Below are 19,017 nucleotides of genomic sequence, written 5' to 3'. Positions count from 1 at the left end.
CCCCTCGCGACTTTCCCGGATGCGCTGCGAGCGCGGATCAGTAAGTGTCGTGTTGCCCGTCAGCTCCCGTCTTTCACCGAGCCAGGAAGGAGGGAATACGCATGCGTATCATCGGACTGGATATCCATCGCGCCTTCGCCAAGATCAAGACGGACACGATTGATGCCGGCGTTCTGGCGCAGCTCTATGCCAGCGGCTTCCTGCCGGAAGTCTGGATTCCGGACGAACCTACACAGGCACTGCGCCGGCAGGTGACGCGGCGCAATCAGATCGTTCGGCAAAGATCGCGCTTGAAGAATGTTATCCAGTCGATCCTTCATAGCCACCTCATCCCGTCCTGCCCGCATGCCGATCTGTGCGGCGCCAAGGGCCGGTCGTGGTTGAGCGAACAGGTCGTGCCGGAAGACGAGCGCCTCGCGATCGATCGGCATCTGCGCGAGTTCGACCGATTGGGCGACGACCTCCAGATCATCGAGCGCGATCTTGCCCGCTCGACCCTTGGAGATGAAGGCGTGAAGCGTCTGATGACCATTCCCGGCGTCGACATGACCGTCGCGCTTGCAATGAAGGCAGCGATCGGCGACGTGTCGCGCTTCGAGGAGCCGCAGAAGCTTGTGAGCTATCTTGGCCTGAACCCGAGTGTCCGGCAATCAGGGCCAGGGCCTGCCTACCACGGACGGATCACCAAGCAGGGACGCGGACATGCCCGCGGTATGCTCGTCGAAGCTGCCTGGGCAGCGGCACGCGCACCCGGACCGCTGCGGGCTTTCTTTCTACGAGTACGTGCCAGGCGCGGGCAGCATGTCGCGGCCGTCGCGACCGCACGCAAGCTCGCTGTCGTGATCTGGCATCTGTTGACGAAGGGGGAGAGCTACGCCTGGGCTCGGCCTTCCCTGCATGCCAAGAAGCTGCGCGATGTGGAACTCAAGGCCGGGAGCAAGGCTGTGTGCGGCCAAAAAGGGGCCGCGCACGCCTACAATATCAAGAGTCACCGGGACGAGGAGAGGCGCTGGGTGGAACAGGCCGAAACCGCCTATGCCCGCTTTGTCTTCGGCTGGAACCCACGAGGTCCGAAGAGGGTGCGCACGGGCGCCGCAAATGAGAAGCGACTGTAGAGGCTGCGCGGCAGGGCTCTCACCTCGGACCCTGCTCTTCGCCACGCGGTCACCCATGCGCAACAGGAGAATATCGCAAATCCGATCAAAAAGCTCTTGTCGATCACATCAGACCACGGATGTCTTGCCTTGGTCGTCCGGTGCTCGATGTCGTTCGTGGTGCAGGCGTATTCGAAAGCATGGGCCCAGAAGCGTTCGCCGTTTGCGATGGCCTCCTTGATCAATGGCACGGCAGAACCACCGGCGCCGGCGTCGTGAACTGGATACCGTAGCACCTACGGAATGAAGGAGCGGCGGCAGCTGAGACAGCGGTGCGCGCAGCTTTTCGCTGCAGGCGCGCACCGCTGGAGGCGGCCATGGCCGGTCAAGTTTCTCTAGAATGTGAATGTTCACAACCCATTCCGGAGAGACCGATCATGACCACTTCAGATTCTACACCCGCCGCCGCGGTGCTGGTAGCGATCGATATCGCCAAGGTTCGCAATGAGGTCCTAATTGAAGACCCTAGCCATAAACGCCGGCATGCAGTGCCGAGCGCGTGAGGTGTGGGATCGTCGGTTGTAAGGCATAGAGGCAGTCGACTGCTGTCGAGCACCCATCTGAAGGAGCACCGTCCATGGGCACTACCACCGACTGTGATTTTTCATGGAATGAGGACCCTGTTTGAGGGGTGATTTTCGTCCAAACGGGACCCCTTAACGATGGGGTCATCAAGATGCCTCCGGTTTGATCGGAGGCATTTGTGTTTTGGATGTTGGTTGTGGAGACGATTGCGAAGATACGCCGGCTGTCGCTGGTGCAGGGGAAGTCGATCAAGGCGATCTGCCGGGAGCTGAAGATCTCCCGGAAGGTGGTGCGCAAGGTTTTGCGTTCCGAGGAGACAGAGTTCCGCTACGAGCGCAAGCATCAGCCTTATCCCCGGATGGGCGCCTGGCGTGACGAGCTGGATCGGCTGCTATCGGCGAATGCGGCCAAGTCTCAGCGGGAGCGGCTGACACTGATCCGCATCTTTGAGGAGCTTCGCGGCCTCGGCTATGACGGCAGCTACAGTTCGGTGTGGCGGCATGCTCAGAGCTGGGCGGCGGATCGCGGCAGCGCCGCGGCCGAAGCCTACATTCCGTTGAGCTTTGCGCCGGGCGAGGCCTACCAGTTCGACTGGAGCCACGAGATCGTTCTGCTCGACGGCGTGACGGTAACGGTGAAGGTGGCGCACATGCGGCTTTGCCACAGCCGTATGTTCTTCGTGCGGGCCTATCCGCGCGAAACGCAGGAGATGGTGTTCGACGCCCATGACCGGGCGTTCAGCTTCTTCCGCGGCGCCTGCACGCGCGGCATCTACGACAACATGAAGACGGCGGTGGACGCGATCTTCATCGGCAGGGATCGCCGCTACAACCGCCGCTTTGCGCAGATGTGCGGGCATTACCTTGTCGAGCCGGAGGCCTGCACGCCGGCGGCCGGCTGGGAGAAGGGGCAAGTCGAGAACCAGGTCGGGCTGGTGCGCGAGCGCTTCTTCACACCGAGGCTGCGCTTCAAGACGTTGGAGGATCTCAACGGCTGGCTGGCCGACAAATGCGTTGCCTATGCCAAGGCGCATCGGCATCCCGAACAGGGCGAGCGCACGATCTGGGACGTATTCGAAGAAGAGCGCGCCAGCTTCATTCCCTATGCCGGGCGCTTTGACGGCTTCCATTGCATTCCCGCGTCGGTGTCGAAGACCTGCACGGTGCGCTTCGACAACAACAAATACTCGGTGCTGTCGAGTGCCGTCGGCCGGCCCGTCGAGATCCATGCTTATGCCGACCGGATCATTATCCGCCAGGACGGCGTGGTCGTGGGCGAGCATGCCCGCTGCTTCGGCCGCAACGAGGTCATCTACGATCCCTGGCACTACGTGCCGGTGCTGGCCCGCAAGCCGGGCGGATTGCGCAACGGCGCGCCGTTCCTTGGCTGGGTCCTGCCGTCGGCAATGGAGAAGGTGCGCCGCAAGCTCAAGGCGGTTGATGACGGCGACCGGCAGATGGTGTCGATCCTCACCTGCGTGCTGACCGACGGATTGAGCGCGGTCGAGGCCGCCTGCCAGGAAGCCATCGAGCACGGCGTCTCGTCGGCCGCGGTGATCCTCAACATCCTGGCCCGCAGCCGCGATCCGGCGCCGGGCACGATCCTTTCCATTCCCCAGGCGCTGAAGCTGGCTCACGAGCCGGTCGCCGACTGCGCCCGCTATGACAGCCTCAGGAGGACGAACAGCCATGGAACGCACCGAAGTACTGGAACTGATGGGGGCGCTGAAACTCTTCGGGATGCGCGCGGCCTATGACGAGATCATGGGCGTCGCCATTAAGCGGCAGCACGAACCGCCGAAGATCGTCGGCGATCTGTTGCAGGCCGAGATATCGGAGAAGCAGGCCCGTTCCATCAAGTACCAGCTCACGTCGCCAAGCTTCCGCTGGCCAAGGATATCGAGGACTTCGATTTTGCCGGCACGCCGGTCAACGAGAGCCTGATCCGCGACCTCGCCGCCGGCGCCTTCGTCGCCGATCAGCGCAATGTCGTCCTGGTCGGCGGGACAGGCACCGGCAAGTCGCATCTGGCGATCGCCATTGCCCGTTCTCTCATCCGCAACGGCGCACGCGGGCGCTTCTTCAACGTTGTCGACCTCGTCAACAGGCTCGAGACCGAGACCCGTGCCGGCCGGCAGGGCCGCATTGCCGATCATCTTACCCGGCTCGACTTCGTCGTCTTCGATGAACTCGGCTATCTTCCCTTCGCCCAGGCCGGCGGGCAGTTGCTCTTCCATCTGGTCTCGAAGCTTTACGAACGCACCAGCGTCATCATCACCACCAATCTCGCCTTCGGGGAATGGCCGAGCGTCTTCGGCGACGCCAAGATGACAACCGCGCTGCTCGACCGCCTCACCCATCACTGCGAGATCGCCGAGACTGGCAACGAATCCTGGCGCTTCAAGAGCCGCTCTCAAAGCTGAAGTTCGAAAGCCAATCAGTCGCGCCCGATCAGGCTGTGCAACCCCGACCAGCTTCGCCTGATCGGGCGCTTACCGGCGTGCCTCTCAACACCGAAAGCCGGGGTCCCTTTTGCGCGAAAAAACAGGGTCCCGATTCCGTGGTCATTGACAACCGACCTCAGCACTGTCGCTACCGTTGGCCTCGATCTGGCTAAGCACGTCTTCCAAGTTCACGCAGTCGATGTCGCCGGCCACATCGTCACGAGCCGGGCCCTTCGGCGCAAGGATGTTCTGGCATTCTTCGAATCCCTACCATGCTGCCTCATTGGCTTGGAAGCATGCGGTTCGGCCCACCACTGGGCTCGGGAGCTGACGAAGTTCGGCCATGATCTGAGATTGATGGCGCCAGCATATGTGAAGGCTTAGTTTGCCGCCAGAAGAACGACGCTGCCGATGCAGCAGCCATCTGCGAGGCGGTGACGCGGCTTCCATGCGCTTTGTGCCGGTGCGATCGGTCGAGAACCAGGCGGCGCTCATGCATCACAAGGTACGCGAACTTCTGGTGGCCCCAACGCACCCAACTGCTCAACGCGCTGCGCAGCCATCTAGCCGAGATCGGGATCATCGCCGCCCAAGGACCTAGCAATGCCCGCGCGTTGGCGGTTCTCATCGTGGAAGGCAACGACATGATCCCAGCGATCGTGCGTTCGGCGCTGTTGCCGCTGGTGCGGCGGCTGAATGAACTCGATCATGAGATCGGGAAAAGCGATCAGGCTATTCTGGCTCTCGCCAAAACCGATGCGACAGCCCGCCGTCTGATGACAGTTCCTGGCATCGGTCCCGGTCACTGCGTCTGCCCTTGTGGCGAGTGTCCAGGATATCTCCGCCTTCTCGGGTCCGCGCGAATTCGCCGCCTTTTTAGGGCTCACGCCAAGGCAGAACTCCTCCGGCGGAAAGGAACGGCTGGGGCGCGTCTCCAAGATGGGAAACCGATATCTACGCAAGCTGCTCGTGGTCGGCGCGCACGCCGTCCTCTTCCATCGCAGACGCAGCAGTGATGCTTTGAGAAGCTGGGCAGATCGCCTCTTGGAGGCCAAACCCTTTAAGCTTGTCGCCGTGGCAACGGCCAACAAGCTCGCCCGTATCGTCTTCGCAATCATGCGCGACGTGACACACTATGCCGGCACACCCGCGTAACCACAGCACCGGCTAGGCCGGGACCGGAATCGAGGGTGACGATGACGTGATGGGAACAGACGAGAATAGATCCTGAAAGCCTGCAGCATAGTCGGAGCTTCGAGCTCGCTCTCTTGATCAGGCCAAAGGCTCAGCGGATACCATCAGGGCCAGCGATCACAAGACCGCAACAACAGGCCGGAGACATGACCGCACCCGCGACTATCCCATCCCCAAAAACAACCCTTGATCAGCGGGCGCCGTCCAGACATGACTATGCTGTATCGCTCGACGGATCGCCTCTGTCGTTGTGGCGCTCCCATGCAGAACCTGGCCCATAGCGCATCCTTTGATTCGGACGACAATGATGAACCATCAAAACCTGGGATCAAACATCTAGTCGTTTCTGTTGAGATACTTATCAAGCTTCTTCGCCAGGACGCTCACGTGAGGCGACGCGACCATCGTGTAATGGTCACCTGGCACCTCGTGAATTTCAAGGTGGCCCTGCGTGAATTGCTTCCACCCAAGATCGCCGTCGGGTTGATTGGTGGACATGCGCAGTCCCTTCTTGGCAGCAAAAAGAACGGACCTGGCGTCGTGGGGCCGAGGCGTATAGTCATACAGCGCAATTCTGTTTGCCTCGGCAACCGTCAGAATATGGTCGAACTGCGTGTCACTTATGGCGGGCAGGTGGCCTGCTTTCCTTCCAAACTCGAGCAAGGCAGTGACCTGACGCTCACGTTTGACGGATTTCAGCTTTTGCCAATGTTTTTTCAGCGCGGGAAAAAGGATGCTCAATATGATTGGTTGCTCGCTCAGCCAGTCAGGAGCGGGACTGTCGCCGAGCAAGGAATGGCACCGGCCGCTTGCATACTCATAGTGCTTGTGAAGCGCTTTGGCATCGAGCAGCGCAAGTACTGCTATCTCGTCACCAGCATCGCGCAATTGGCAAGCCATTTCCCAAGCGATGCTGCCGCCCATGGACAAGCCGGCGAGCTGATAAGGACCGCGTGGCTGTACGCTCTTGATGGCCTCAACATACTCCCTCGCCATCTCCGGAATGCTCAGATGAGGTTTTGCCTCGCCGTTTAGTCCGCGTGCCTGCAGGCCGAAGAGCGGTTGCTCTGTCCCCAATGCTTTAGCGAGAGGCGCGTAGAAGAGGACATGTCCGCCAAAAGGGTGGGGGCAAAACAGAGGCGCGCGCGAACCGCCGGTTTGTATCGGCACCAGTGAGTTTGGGCGTGTGCTTCCACGGGTCAGGGCTGTTGCGAGCAGTGTTGGTGTCTGGTGTTCCAGGATCAGGGAGACAGCCAATCTCTCTCCCGTGATCTGCTCGATGTGATCGAGGACGCTTAAGGCGCTCAACGAATCGCCACCAAGGTCAAAGAAGCTGTCGGTCAGGGCAACGTCATCCAAGCCCAAAATATCCCGATAGACCGCCGCAATTCGGCGATCTAAAGCTGCCTCAGCAGACGCCTCGACGACAATCGGTTCGCGCGCTTCGTTCCCAACCGAGCGATCGACGGTAATGGCCGCAGTACTAAATTGATTCAGATCCTCATTTTGTCCGTGCTCATTAATCGCAACCGCATCGACCCAGTACCGTTTGCGGTCAAAGGGATAAGGCGGAAGGGGAGCACGCGGGGGGGTTGATCGTGCAGACTAGACCAATCAATGCCAACGCCGCAGGTCCAGAGCTTGCCCAGGGTCTGCAACACTCGCGCGTGATCGCCTTGCCCATGATCACCTCCCAGCAAGGCTGGAAAAGCAACGGGACCTCGAAGGCTGTCCTTTGACTTCACCTGCCTGGAAAGTGTGGTCAGGGCTGCGCCTGGCCCCATCTCGAGGAACAACTCGTGGCCCGATTGCACCAGCCGATCGAAAGCTGCATAGAATTGCACCGTCTCTCGTAGATTGCGGACCCAGTAGCCGCCGTCAAGGGGCACGTTCGCCTCAAGCCAGTCACCGAGCACTGTTGACATGAATGGTATTTGCGGCGCGTGCAACTCCACTTGTTCTGCATGCATCCTAAACTCCGACAGAATCGGATCGAGCAGAGATGAATGCACCGCATGACTTGCGCGTATTCGTTTGCTCGCAATGGATCTCGCCTTCAATCGCTCATGAAACGCTGCGATGTCGGATGCTGCACCCGAAACCACGCACTGACGCGGTCCGTTTATTGCCGCCAATGAGAGGCTTTCATTCCAATAAGGTTGGAGCTCTTCAGGCGACAGGCTGACTGCAACAATGCCGCCAGCAGGCACACGCGAGGTTATCTGTCCTCGAACCAGTGTCAGGCGAAGGGCTTCGGGTAACGAGATGATGCCCGCAATGTGAGCGGCTGCATATTCTCCGATGCTGTGGCCTGTCACAGCTGCCGGGAAAATGCCCCACGAGATGAAGAGCTTCGCCATTGCATATTGCGTAGCAAAGACGACAGGCTGTATGACGGCTTCCAGCTGAGATTCAAGCTCGCCATCAGATTTGCATTCGCTGTAAAGCAGAGGGCGGAAATCAAAATGCGCGATGTCGTTAAGCCACTTTGCGCATTCATCGATGGCGCTGCGGAATATCGGCTCTTTTTCATAAAGCTCCCGACACATTCCAATCTGCTGGCCGCCCTGGCCGGAAAACATGAATACTACGCCGTGTTCACTGCTCGATACCTCTCGCGGTGCGCCCGTCTGCAGTGCCGCCTGATCGAATTTGTCGGCCAGTTCCAAAAGATCAGATCCCACGAAGCTTGAGCGATATCGCAGAGGAGCTCGACCCCTTTGCAAGGTGTATGCGATGTTCGCTACGCTGTGTTGAATATCGCTTTGGCGCATAAAGCCGGCCAGCTGCCGGAGCATTTCGGTCACTGCCGAACTGCTCGCCCCCGATACTGGAAACAGGTGCAACCTGCGACCGCCTAGCTCTTCGCTTCGCGGCGGTGCCTCCTCGAGTATCGTGTGCGCATTCGTGCCACCAATGCCAAATGAGCTGACCCCGCCGCGCCGTGGCTCGCGGCCCTTGGGCCAAGCGGTACAAGTAGTGTTTACGAACACCGGGCTCTCCTGAAAGTCGATATTTGGGTTTGGCTTGTCGAGATGCAGGCTAGCGGGAATGACTCCCCTGTTCAGCATTGTGGCGACCTTGATCAATCCCGTTACCCCCGCAGCGGCGTCGAGATGGCCGACGTTTGTCTTTACGGAACCTATCGCACAGAATTGCTTCCTTGCGGTTTGGGGACGGAAGGCCTTGGTCAGGCCGGAGATTTCGATGGGATCTCCAAGGTAGGTTCCCGTTCCATGCGCCTCGACATATCCAATAGTGTCCGCAGATACGTCAGCATTTCTGAGGGCGGCTTGAATTACCGCAGCCTGTCCATCGGCACTGGGTGCTGTGAAGCCGACCTTGCCGGCGCCATCGTTGTTGATGGCGCTGCCCTTTATGACTGCCCAGATATAATCGCCGTCTCTGCAGGCATCGTTCAGCCGTCTGAGAACAACGACCGCAGCCCCACTGCCTCTCACCGTTCCTTGTGCTTTAGCATCGAACGCCCGGCAGTGGCCGTCAGGAGACAAGATGTGGCCTTGTTGATGGAGATAGCCTTTTCCATGGGGCAGGGAAATCGATGCAGCGCCTGCCAGCGCCATATCGCACTCGTTACTGCGCAGACTCTGGCAAGCGAGGTGGACAGCCACCAGCGAAGTGGAGCACGCCGTCTGCACTGACACGCACGGGCCGGTCAAGTTGAGCTTATAGGCGATGCGCGTCGCTGTGAAATCGCAGCCATTGAGAATGCGTATCTGCAACTTCTCTGAATCAAGTAGGTCGCGGCCTGCTCCGCGGTCAACGAGATAGTGATTGGCCCCCACGCCGGCAAAGACACCTACACGCCCTTCTTCCGTCCCGCGCGACCCGTGTCCCGCATGGTCGAGCGCCTGATACGCCGTTTCCAGTAGGATTCGCTGTTGTGGGTCCATCCACGCTGCTTCCTTAGGCGAGATGCCGAAAAACGGCGCGTCAAACAGTTCAACTCCGCTAATGACAGCTTCGCGCCTTACATAATTAGGCGAGCGGAAAGTGTCGGGATCCACGCCAGCTTCTCGCAACGTCTGTTCATCCAGATCTGCGATGGACTCTATGCCATCGACCAAATTGCTCCAGAATTGATCGACGTTCTCCGCCCCCGGGAACTTGCCCGCCATTCCGATGATCGCAACAGCATTGTGGTCCTGCTTGGGCTCGTTTTCGCTAGCGACCACAAAGCCAATTGGTTTAGTTAAATCCTGTCCGGAGCACGGAACGACTGGAATTGTGGCCAAGTGCGCTGCGAGCGTTCTTATGGTGGGGTGCTCGAACATCTCAAGAATCTTGCAACCAATACCCAAGCGATCTTGGATACGCGCCTGAACCTGAACGACGGCCAGGGAATGCCCGCCAACATCGAAGAAATTGTCGTCGACGCTGACGGTGTCCAGCTTCAGCACGTCCTTCCATATTTCGGCCAGCTCCGTCTGCAAGCCACCGGTTGGTAAGGTCGCGGCCTTTAATCTCCGGCCGTTTCTCGGCTCGGGAAGAGCACGCCGATCGATCTTCCCGCTACGATTGGTGGGTAGATGCGGGAGGAACACGAAGTGTGAGGGAATCATATGGCTAGGCAGCGCGGCGCGAAGAAAAGACTGAAGTTCATCGGGATCCTCCGAACTCTCCCGTCGCCTCACCACATAGGCTATCAGGCTCGCATTTTCATCGGGGCGGTCTGTCAGCGTGACGCAGCATGCTTTGACGTTTTCGTGCTCCATCAGGCACTGCTCGATTTCGGCAAGCTCAACCCGCATGCCGCGAATCTTGATCTGTCCGTCTTTCCGGCCCAAGAACTCAATCGTGCCGTCTGACCGATATCGGGCCAGATCCCCAGTCTTGTAGAGCCTGGATTGCGGATCATCATCGAACGGGTTTGGCCAGAAAACCTCCTTCGCGAGTTCATCGTGATTGATGTAGCCGCGGGCTATGCCGATGCCCCCGATATAGAGCTCGCCGACTGCGCCAACCGGTGCGGGATTTCCATAGCGATCGAGGATGTAAGCTTTGGTGTTGATGGCGGGGCGACCAATGGGTGGCCTTAGCACCTCGGCTTTTACCTCGGTCCTTATACAGTAAACGGTCGTTTCCGTAGGCCCATAAGAATTGAAAATGCGCCGCTTGTCACCCCATCGCTCAATGAGGCTCGAGGGCAAGGGTTCTCCACCTGACTTGATCAGGGTTAGATCGGGAAGATCTGTCGACGGCAAAGACATCCACGCTGTCGGCGTAAGACCGGCAGCGGTGATGCGCTCATGGCGCATGAACTCGACAAGCTCTGCTCCAGGCAGCGATGCTGATGGCGGTGCCAAGCACAATTGACCACCAGAAGATAAGGCCAGCATAAAATCAAACAGCGATGCATCAAATCCGCAGGAAGCGAACTGTAGTACCCGGCTATCAACACCTAACTGATATGTTCGTTTTAAATCCTCCGCCATGTTGGAAGCGCTCCGATGCTCAACGATTACGCCTTTCGGCTGACCCGTGGAACCGGATGTATAGATCACGTAAGCCAAATCTGCTGGGCCGGCCGGGCAGTGCGGAGGCGTGACTTCATGCAGAGCAATTTCAGTGTTGTCCTTGTCGAGGAGAACCACCGCGCATCCATTCGCACCTTCAATGTTTAGCCCCGACAGGGCCTTCCCGAACGTCTGTTCTTTAAGCTCCGCTTTGCTGATGACGACAGTGACGCCAGCGTCCCGCACCATGAACCGCACGCGCTCAGGTGGCAGTCTCGGATCGAGAGGAAGATAGACGGCCCCCGCCTTCAGTACCGCCAGAAAGCTGACAATGAGATCACAGGAACGCTCAACCAGGACGCCGACGACGTCTCCAAGGCGGACGCCTTTTGAAATTAGATGACGGGCAAGCCTGTTTGCCCTTTGCTCAAGCAGGGCATAGCTGAGTGCCTCCAATGGGCAGCTGACAGCCATATTGTCTGGATGAGCGGCAGCCTGCGCTTCGATCAGGTTGTGCAGGCACATGTGGGAGGGAAAACTTGCACCTGTCTCGTTAAAATCGTGCAGGAGCTGGTGCTCCTCTCCTGGCGTCAGAAGACTAAAGTCGCCTATCCGTCGCGCTGGCGCATTTGCAACCGCCTCAAGCAATAGAGAATAGTGCTTCGCCAGCCGCTCGATGGTGCTAGGATCCCACAAATCAGCATTGTATACGATGTAAAGGCGGAGACTTTCTTTGCCGGCTAAGATTCGAAAATCAAGATCAATCCAAGTATCGGTCGCGCAAAACCGAATCTGTGCAGGCAACCCGGAGAGATCCACTTCGCATGACGTGAACCCAAGAGAACTGACCGCCTCCGGGGTGTAGTTGAAAACCGCCTGCGCGAGCGGATTTCGACCGGGTGCAGCGGGCAGCTTAAGTTTCTCCAGCAGCAGCGGTAGAGGAAAATGCTCGTGGCTGCGCGCGCTGCGCATGACTTGACGCACCCGCTGCAAATGGTCGAGGAAAATGGGATTCCCGGAAAGACTCTGCCGAAGGCCCGCTAGCGTCGCAAAATAGCCGAAGGTCCCGGAAAAATTTCCTGCCGGACGCCCGAGCCGTGGCACGTAGACGGTAATGTCGTCCTGATCGCCATAACGATGCAGCAGAACATAGTAGGCAGCAAGCAGGACGGTGGAGAGCGTGACATTTTCTTTATGCGCCAGTCGCTCCAGACGCGCGGCCAGGGGCATCTCGATATCCACGGAGAAAACTGACCCGCTGTGCGTGACAAGTGCAGCACGTGGTCTGTCGGTCGGAAGGGCTAGGTTGGGCTCATGATCGACAAATTGTGTGCGCCAGTAGGACAACATGCGCTCTCCGTCGTCGCCGACAAGAAGCTGCTCCTGCCAGGCTACGAAGTCGTCGTAAGGAGCCGCCGTGGTCAGACTCGGCATGCCCACGTTGACGCGACACGCCTGGTATAGCCTCCCGAACTCGTGCAGGAAGATGTGAATGCTGTGCGCGTCGGCAATTATGTGATGGAAATTGAGGAGGAGAATCTCTTCCTTTGCCCCGCGAATGAACAGGTGAGCACGAAAGACCGGCCCATGCTCCAGATCGAAAGGCAAGCGAGCTTCCGCCGCGATCGATTGGTAGAAGCCCGCGTCGTTTGTGTTATGCAGCCGAACGACATGAAAGCTCAAGGAGCCTGTCTTATGAGTGAGCTGAACGACGTTCTCGCCTTGCTGGTGAAAGGTCGTGCGCAGCATTTCATGGCGCTCTATCAATGATTGCAGGGCGCGCCGCAAGGCGTCAATGTCGAAAGGCGCCTCTATGCGCAGCTCGACTGGCAGATTGTATTCGCTCCCGCTTGGTCTCTTTTGATGATGTAGCCAAAGGCCCAATTGGCCATGCGAGAGCGGGCGCGTGACGGAATCCATTACTTTCTCCAACGACCTCTTCGCTGAAGAAGCTACGGGATTTTTCCCCAAAGTAGTTTGAATTTTTCTTAAAAATTCTGTAACTTCCCGACAAAGTATCCGCATTATTAGATAACCATTCAAAATCGTTTCGTCTTCAGACGGGTACACCCCATTAGCAATGTGACTTTTAAAAAATACTACGCAATTGTCGCAGTGTTTTCACACATTTTTACGCGATTACAGCCGTCAACAGTATATCAATTCGGCCCCAGTCATTAACGACATCACGCGTCCAACGCAGATAGCAAGAGAAGCGTGAATCGATTTGACCGTTTCGCCGATCGGGCAAGGGCTGTGGAGCGTCTCCATGCAGTGACGAATGCACCGAATCGGCAGAGAAGCACAATGCACGTTTGGGTATTTCGGCATTCACAGCTAGCGGTCCCGATGCTGCAGATGCGAGAAGTGCTGAGCCGAGTTGAGCAGGAACGGGCTGAAAAAATTCGTCACTTTGATCAGCGTCTTTCATACCTCCAGTCAAAGTTTGCGTTTCGAACCATCCTTGCTGCGCATTTGCATGTTCCGCCCCGAGACCTCCAACTGACCGTTTCATTGTTCGGTAAGCCCCGCTTGCTGGGGCACGATATTGAAGTGAGCCAGTCTCACAGCTACGATTGGTCCGCCGTCGCCGTATCGGCCTCGGGCTTGGTTGGGATAGACATTGAGCATTGCCGCCCTTTGCCAAATTGCCGCCAGATGGCTGGCCACGTTATGACCGACCAAGAGGCAAGAAGTTTTAGAGAGATTCCCCAAGAGCTTCGTGCGCGAAAGTTCTTGGAGCTATGGACCAGGAAAGAGGCCGTACTAAAATGCGTAGGTCTTGGTCTCCACCAGGATCCGCGAAGCCTTAACACGGGCTGGCATGAGCCAGCCGTGCAATTTGGTCACCTACAATATTACCTCAACGCACTCGCCTGCGGGCGACTGATAGGGCATGTAGCATCGCATAAACCCCAACAGTTCCTTATGCACGGACTGCCACCACAACTGGCTATTTGCCGCCGTGTATGCCAGGACCACATCAAAGCCTAGGCCCTGTTGACAAAGTGTTTCGGCCAATGCGACCGTGGAGTCACGAGGGACACCATGGCGGCACTTAGGGTCTATGATCTCAAAGATCACGTTCTTGCGCTTGATCTCGGAGACCTGCTGCAACTTTTGGCTCCTCATTCTTTAGAAGCACGCTGGGTCGTCTCGACGATCAAGTCGTCCAAACCTGGGCACGAATGGTTTGAGGCTACCGGTGAAGGGGCAAGCGGCTTGAGGGGTTGGCACAAGGGGTGGCCAGCTTTCGGGCTCTGATTTAGCCGCCTTGGCTGAGAATACACGGCAGGTTATCTGGGGAGAGTTCGTTGGCTCTGTACCCCCGCAGTCAGAAAAGCCGTGGGTGATAATCCGGGCGGTCGACAGCACGTTCTATGAGATCGTTTCGGAAGACGAGGCGGTACTGAACAAGATTAGCTCGACCTATAAAGACGTCCGAACCGGGGAGGCTCCGATTACGTCATGGCTCTTGGACCATGGCGACGAATGATGGCAGCCAGACGCGAACGGCAGCGAGAGCAAGGAATGCCATGAACGACTTCGCCGTTTTATCATAGCGCGTGGCTATGCGACGGAACTGCTTGAGGCGGTTGAACATCCGCTCGATGCGGTTTCGATCTTTGTATGCTCGGTAGTCGCAGGCAGGCGGGTTCTTGCGGTTGGCCTTCGGCGGAATGACTGGTCTGATCCCATGGATCAGGAGTTCTTCACGCAGGAAATCACCGTCATAGCCTTTGTCGGCAAGAAACAATCTCGGTTTGCTGACCGGTATCGCCAGTAGATCAGGAACGGCATTGTAATCCGAAGCCTCGCCACCCGTCAGGATGAAGCCGAGAGGGCGTCCTTGACCGTCTGCGCGGGCGTGGATTTTTGTCGTAAAGCCGCCGCGTGATCGACCAAAAGCCTCCTGATAAGTCCCCCTTAGCGCCCGCAGCCTGCGAGTGGCCGCGAACTGTGGTGCTGTCGATCATGTGTTGCCAGTCATCCGTCAGCCCGAGTTCGACCAGGGTCTCAAGGAGAGCGTCCCAAACGCCCTGTTCGGCCCAACGGCGAAAACGCACATAAACGGAATTCCACTTGCCGTAGCGCTCATGCATGTCACGCCAAGGACATCCGACCCGCAGAACATACAGCATGCCGTTCAGGTATCGTCGATTATCGTGCGAAGGCCGGGACTTCCTCCCCCGCTCGGTGGGCAACAGCCCCTCGATGATCCGCCATTCCATATCCGTGAGGTCGCCCCGAGCCAAAACTGCCTCCTAAAAGGCAGTCTTGAATCACGCTTCTGCTGATTTGGGAATCCACTTTGTCAACAGGGCCTAGAGATTCAACGTCCTCCGCTTTGCTTTGCTCCCTTGTCCTGGGAGACAAAGCCGCAGGTTTCGAGCTCGTGACGAGGTCGACTGTCATGCTGAGAAATCTCACCCCCGCGGTTTAGGTGATTGCATCGCCCCCCGCGAGACGCTTTCCAGAATATTTGAACCGACGAGCCGCCGGTCTGGGCCATAAACGCGAAGCCTTCTGCCGGCTCGCCTGCGCGCGAAAGAGCGGTCTTGACGCGGCAATGGCGTTGTCGGTGAACGTAACCATGGTTCGATTTTCTCTTCAGTCCGTGACCTGTTTGCGAATCACATCTGCACGGACCGTCTCGAAACAGTGTAACGTCTCTAGCACTGCTATGACTCTTGCGCGCTATTGCTAGGAAACGTCGGGCAGCCGACACGTGCTGTTGGGTTTGTCGACTCCGTGCCACAGGGGGCGTTCGGCCCGAGTCTTTGCCGACTGGCACATAAAGCATTGCCAAATATGCAGAAGATCTTCTCAGATGCTTGGAAAAGCAATTGGCACGGCTTTTGACACTCCCTCATCGGAAGTATGCCGTCTTACCTGGCTGACTCGCTCCATAGCACTCAAGAACGAAGGCAATCTAGCGGCTGGTCCTATTACGGCGCGCTTCGGGTGGGCGATCGTTACGCCGCTGTGAAGGGAGCACCTCACGAGGCGGAAGGGCTCGAACTGCTGAAATTCTACGTGGCTTCGCCTGAAGTGCAGGGAGGGATTTGTGAGGCATTGGCCTGTACGCGGCCGAGTAGGAGGCGCTCAGTACATGAGTGCGGAAGTGCCACTGCGTCAGGGGAGCGGATCAAATCCGAATGGTGATTCCAGACTCTAAGTGGATCAACGACTACACGACAATGCTGATGAAGCGTCCGGCAAGATCTACGCCACTGATATCTGGCCGATGCAATCTATCGCATCGATGGCGTTCTGAACGTCTGCATCCAAAAATAGACAGCCGCAACGAGGCCGCGGCAGGTCGCCTTCATTTACTTTGCCTCCTTACCGAAGGTTGAAACATGTCGCTGACACGAGACGTCGCCAATACGATCGCCAGCCTCACCTATGACGAGCTGCCGGCACACGTACGTGGCAAGGCGAAGCTTCTCGTCCTCGATCATGTTGGTTGCATGATTGCGGGAAGCACGACGCGCGGGGCTCATCAGATGACACCCTACCTGGCGCGCATCGATTCCGGTGGCCCCAGCACCGTTTTCGGCACATCACTGCGCTTCCATCCCGCTAATGCGGCCCATGCCAACGCGCTCAGCGCCAGCATGCTCAGCCTCGACGATTCCTACATCCTCTTCGGCCATCCAGGCGCGTCGATTATCCCAGCCGCTCTCGCCGTCGCCGAAGACGTCGGCAGCTCCGGCAAGGAGCTGATTACAGCGATTGTCGGCGGCTACGAAATGTCGCTGCGCCTTGGCACGGCCATGCGTCCCAGTGAGGATCGCGACCGCCAAGTCAAGGGCTACGCCACCTGGCAAATCTTTGGCGCCTGCACCGCGGCAAGCTTGTTGTACCGGTTTACCGCCACGCAGATCGCGGACGCCTACGGCCTGACCCCAATGCATGCCCCGCTCCCCTTCTTGCGCAAGTTCCACTCGCGGCCGATGAGCCTGCTGAAGAACAATTACGGATGGGCGAATAAGGGCGCGATCACCGCGGTCGACCTTGTACGCGCCGGTTTCCATGGCAATCGCACCATCTTTGACGGCGATGACGGGTTCTGGGCTATGGCCGGGTCCGACCGCTTTGAAGCCGGAGACATGCTCGATCGGTGGGGTGAGCGCTACTTCATCCTCGAGACCGGTTTCAAGCCGTTTGGCGTCTGCCGCTGGATCCACACGGCGGTTGACTGCTTGCGCGCGTTGCTGAGCCGCCACCGTCTCGGCCGCGCCGACATCAAGGGCATTCACGTTGAAACGGTGAGCGAGTTCGTCCGCGACTTCAACGGCCCGTGGCCGCAATCGACTGTCGAGGCCGCGTTCCATATCCCGTATGCGCTCGCTCTCGAACTGCACGACAAGTCCTCCGCGACGGGCCTGCGCGAAGACGACTTGGCGGACAAAGATCTCCAAGAAACAGCGTCCCGAATAAGTCTCGCAACACTCGCCGGCGCTGATGAGAAGTTCTATGCGAAAAAGCTGCTGCCTGCCCGCGTCAACGTGATCCTCTGGAATGGCGAAACTCTTTGCGAAGAGGCCGAGATACCGACCGGCGCCCCCGGCGGGCCCGCTTTTGGGCCGGTGGAGGTGGAAGCCAAGTTCCTCACTCTTACAAGTCCCATTATCGGCGAGGCGAATGCGGTGCGCCTGAAGGAAGCTCTCCTCGAATTGGAGTCTCTTTCCGTCCGCGAGGCACTTGAATCATGCGCCGTGATGTGACGTCGCGCACCGGGGCGGTCGGTAAAGAGTCCCCCTCCCCTTTCCGAAACCAATTAACAGGAACCAACTGCAAGATGTCCACACTGAGCACACAGAGCACGCAGTCCAAACCCGTTCAAAAGGAGTCTACCGGAGGGGCGTTCTACGCCGGGCGCGGCGTTGCCAAAATGCCCATGATCTCCCACGCCAAAGGCATCTTCTTTTGGGACACCGACGGCAAGCGCTATCTCGACGGGTCGTCAGGCGCCGTCGCCGCCAATATCGGCCATGGCAACGAGCGCGTATGCGACGCCATGATCGAACAAGCGAAGCGCTTTAGCTACGTCGTCCGTACGGCGTTCACCAGCGAAGCAACCGAAACGCTGTGCGGGATGATCTCGGAGCTTGCGGGCCCGGGATTCGATCAGACCTTTCTTGTCTCTGGCGGTTCGGAGGCGATCGAATCCACCCTCAAACTTGCACGTCAATACGCCGTGGTCACGGGTCAACCGAAGCGCTCGAAGATCCTTGCGCGCATGCCAGGCTACCATGGTTCGACGCTCGGCGCCGCTGCGGTCACCGGTGATCCGGATCGCGACCAGATGTTCGGCCCGATTATGCGGGTAATGCCCAAGATCCCGGCACCATTGAGCTATCGCATCCCCGAGGGCTACGACGTTCACTCCTATGCCGACCACTGCGCGGACGAGCTCGAAAGACAGATCCTCGCGGAAGGTGAGGACACGGTACTCGCTTTCATCATGGAGCCAGTCGGGGGCGTCGCCACCGGCGCCTTGGCCGCGCCGAACAGTTACTATACCAAGGTCCGGAAGATTTGCGACCGCTACGGCGTTCTGTTGATCTTTGATGAGGTCATGTGTGGCGCCGGCCGGACCGGAACCTTTTTGGCCGCCCATCACTGGCCCGACGCGTTGCCGGACCTTGTCGCCTGCGCCAAGGGCTTGAGCGCCGGATACACGCCACTCGGCGCCATGATTGCCCCCAACAGGATCGTCGACAAGGTTGTCGAAGCTGGTGGCTTCTTGCATGGCCACACCTATTCCGGCAATCCCCTCTCCTCGGCGATCGGGGTCGCGGTTCTCACCGAGCTGGTGAAGCAGAATCTGATGGAAAATGCCCAGCGCATGGGAGTGATCCTTCGTCAAAAGCTAAACGCATTGAAGGATAGCAGCACAACAATTGGCGACATGCGCGGCATGGGGCTTTTGAACGCTGTGGAAATCGTCGAGGACAAAGCCACCAAGGCTATTTTCCCCGCCGCTAAGCAGGCGTCTTACCGCGTCTCGGAGATCGCCCGCGAACTTGGCCTCCATATTTATTCGCGCCGCGCCGCGAGCGGAAAATTCGGGGAGTGGTTCATGGCAGCTCCACCGCTCATCATAACCGAGTCGGAAATCGACCTGTTCATCGAGCTTCTCACAGAGACGTTCCGTACGTTTGAGAGCGAAATCCGATGAAGCCCGCTTGTCTTCATCCTGACCCGACGCAAT

General features: G+C 58.3%; 8 protein-coding genes and 3 pseudogenes. 8 read left to right on the top strand and 3 right to left on the bottom strand.

What is annotated here, in order from left to right:
• Window positions 1-131: 131 nt before the first annotated feature.
• The 5 genes and pseudogenes from ACIU1A_RS01180 to ACIU1A_RS01160 all read left to right on the top strand — a co-directional run.
• Window positions 132-1,115, top strand: a pseudogene (locus ACIU1A_RS01180) (IS110 family transposase); the annotation flags it as partial.
• 416 nt (window positions 1,116-1,531) lie between these two features.
• Entirely contained in the window at window positions 1,532-1,657 is a 126-nt protein-coding gene (locus tag ACIU1A_RS01175) for a hypothetical protein (protein WP_404926349.1), read from the top strand.
• 209 nt (window positions 1,658-1,866) lie between these two features.
• On the top strand, window positions 1,867-3,435 hold the full coding sequence (gene istA / locus ACIU1A_RS01170) for an IS21 family transposase (RefSeq protein ID WP_404928068.1): 1,569 nt from the start codon (window positions 1,867-1,869) through the stop codon (window positions 3,433-3,435).
• A pseudogene (gene istB / locus ACIU1A_RS01165) lies at window positions 3,368-4,101 on the top strand (IS21-like element helper ATPase IstB). Before istA ends, istB begins: the two are co-directional and overlap by 68 nt.
• A 144-nt stretch (window positions 4,102-4,245) precedes the next feature.
• Window positions 4,246-5,277 (top strand): annotated as a pseudogene (locus ACIU1A_RS01160) (IS110 family transposase).
• Between the two features lie 375 nt (window positions 5,278-5,652).
• Here ACIU1A_RS01160 and ACIU1A_RS01155 read toward each other — a convergent pair.
• Together ACIU1A_RS01155 and ACIU1A_RS01150 are read right to left on the bottom strand one after the other, a co-directional pair.
• Complete coding sequence (locus ACIU1A_RS01155) at window positions 5,653-6,705, bottom strand: thioesterase domain-containing protein (protein WP_404928067.1); 1,053 nt, start codon at window positions 6,703-6,705, stop codon at window positions 5,653-5,655.
• 104 nt (window positions 6,706-6,809) lie between these two features.
• Window positions 6,810-12,725 (bottom strand): amino acid adenylation domain-containing protein, encoded by a 5,916-nt coding sequence (locus tag ACIU1A_RS01150; RefSeq protein ID WP_404926348.1) that lies wholly within the window; start codon window positions 12,723-12,725, stop codon window positions 6,810-6,812.
• Between the two features lie 375 nt (window positions 12,726-13,100).
• On the opposite strand from ACIU1A_RS01150, the gene ACIU1A_RS01145 reads away from it, so the two are divergent.
• On the top strand, window positions 13,101-13,787 hold the full coding sequence (locus ACIU1A_RS01145; protein WP_404926347.1) for a 4'-phosphopantetheinyl transferase family protein: 687 nt from the start codon (window positions 13,101-13,103) through the stop codon (window positions 13,785-13,787).
• 472 nt (window positions 13,788-14,259) lie between these two features.
• Here ACIU1A_RS01145 and ACIU1A_RS01140 read toward each other — a convergent pair.
• Window positions 14,260-15,049 (bottom strand): IS5 family transposase gene (locus ACIU1A_RS01140; protein WP_404926344.1). Its coding sequence is split into 2 segments (ribosomal slippage): window positions 14,260-14,719 and window positions 14,718-15,049, totalling 792 coding nucleotides; the frame shifts between segments, so codons are not numbered across the junction.
• 1,107 nt (window positions 15,050-16,156) lie between these two features.
• Between ACIU1A_RS01140 and ACIU1A_RS01135 the strand changes: the two genes are divergently transcribed.
• Window positions 16,157-17,527: an MmgE/PrpD family protein gene (locus tag ACIU1A_RS01135; RefSeq protein WP_404926346.1), complete on the top strand. Its 1,371-nt coding sequence runs from the start codon at window positions 16,157-16,159 to the stop codon at window positions 17,525-17,527.
• Window positions 17,528-17,601: 74 nt separating this feature from the next.
• A complete protein-coding gene (locus ACIU1A_RS01130) occupies window positions 17,602-18,984 on the top strand; it encodes an aspartate aminotransferase family protein (protein ID WP_404926345.1) in 1,383 nt (460 codons plus the stop codon).
• Window positions 18,985-19,017: the final 33 nt, after the last annotated feature.

It is taken from the genome of Mesorhizobium maamorense (assembly GCF_044998965.1).
GTDB lineage: Bacteria > Pseudomonadota > Alphaproteobacteria > Rhizobiales > Rhizobiaceae > Mesorhizobium.
This window is presented reverse-complemented; position numbering and strand designations above follow the sequence as displayed.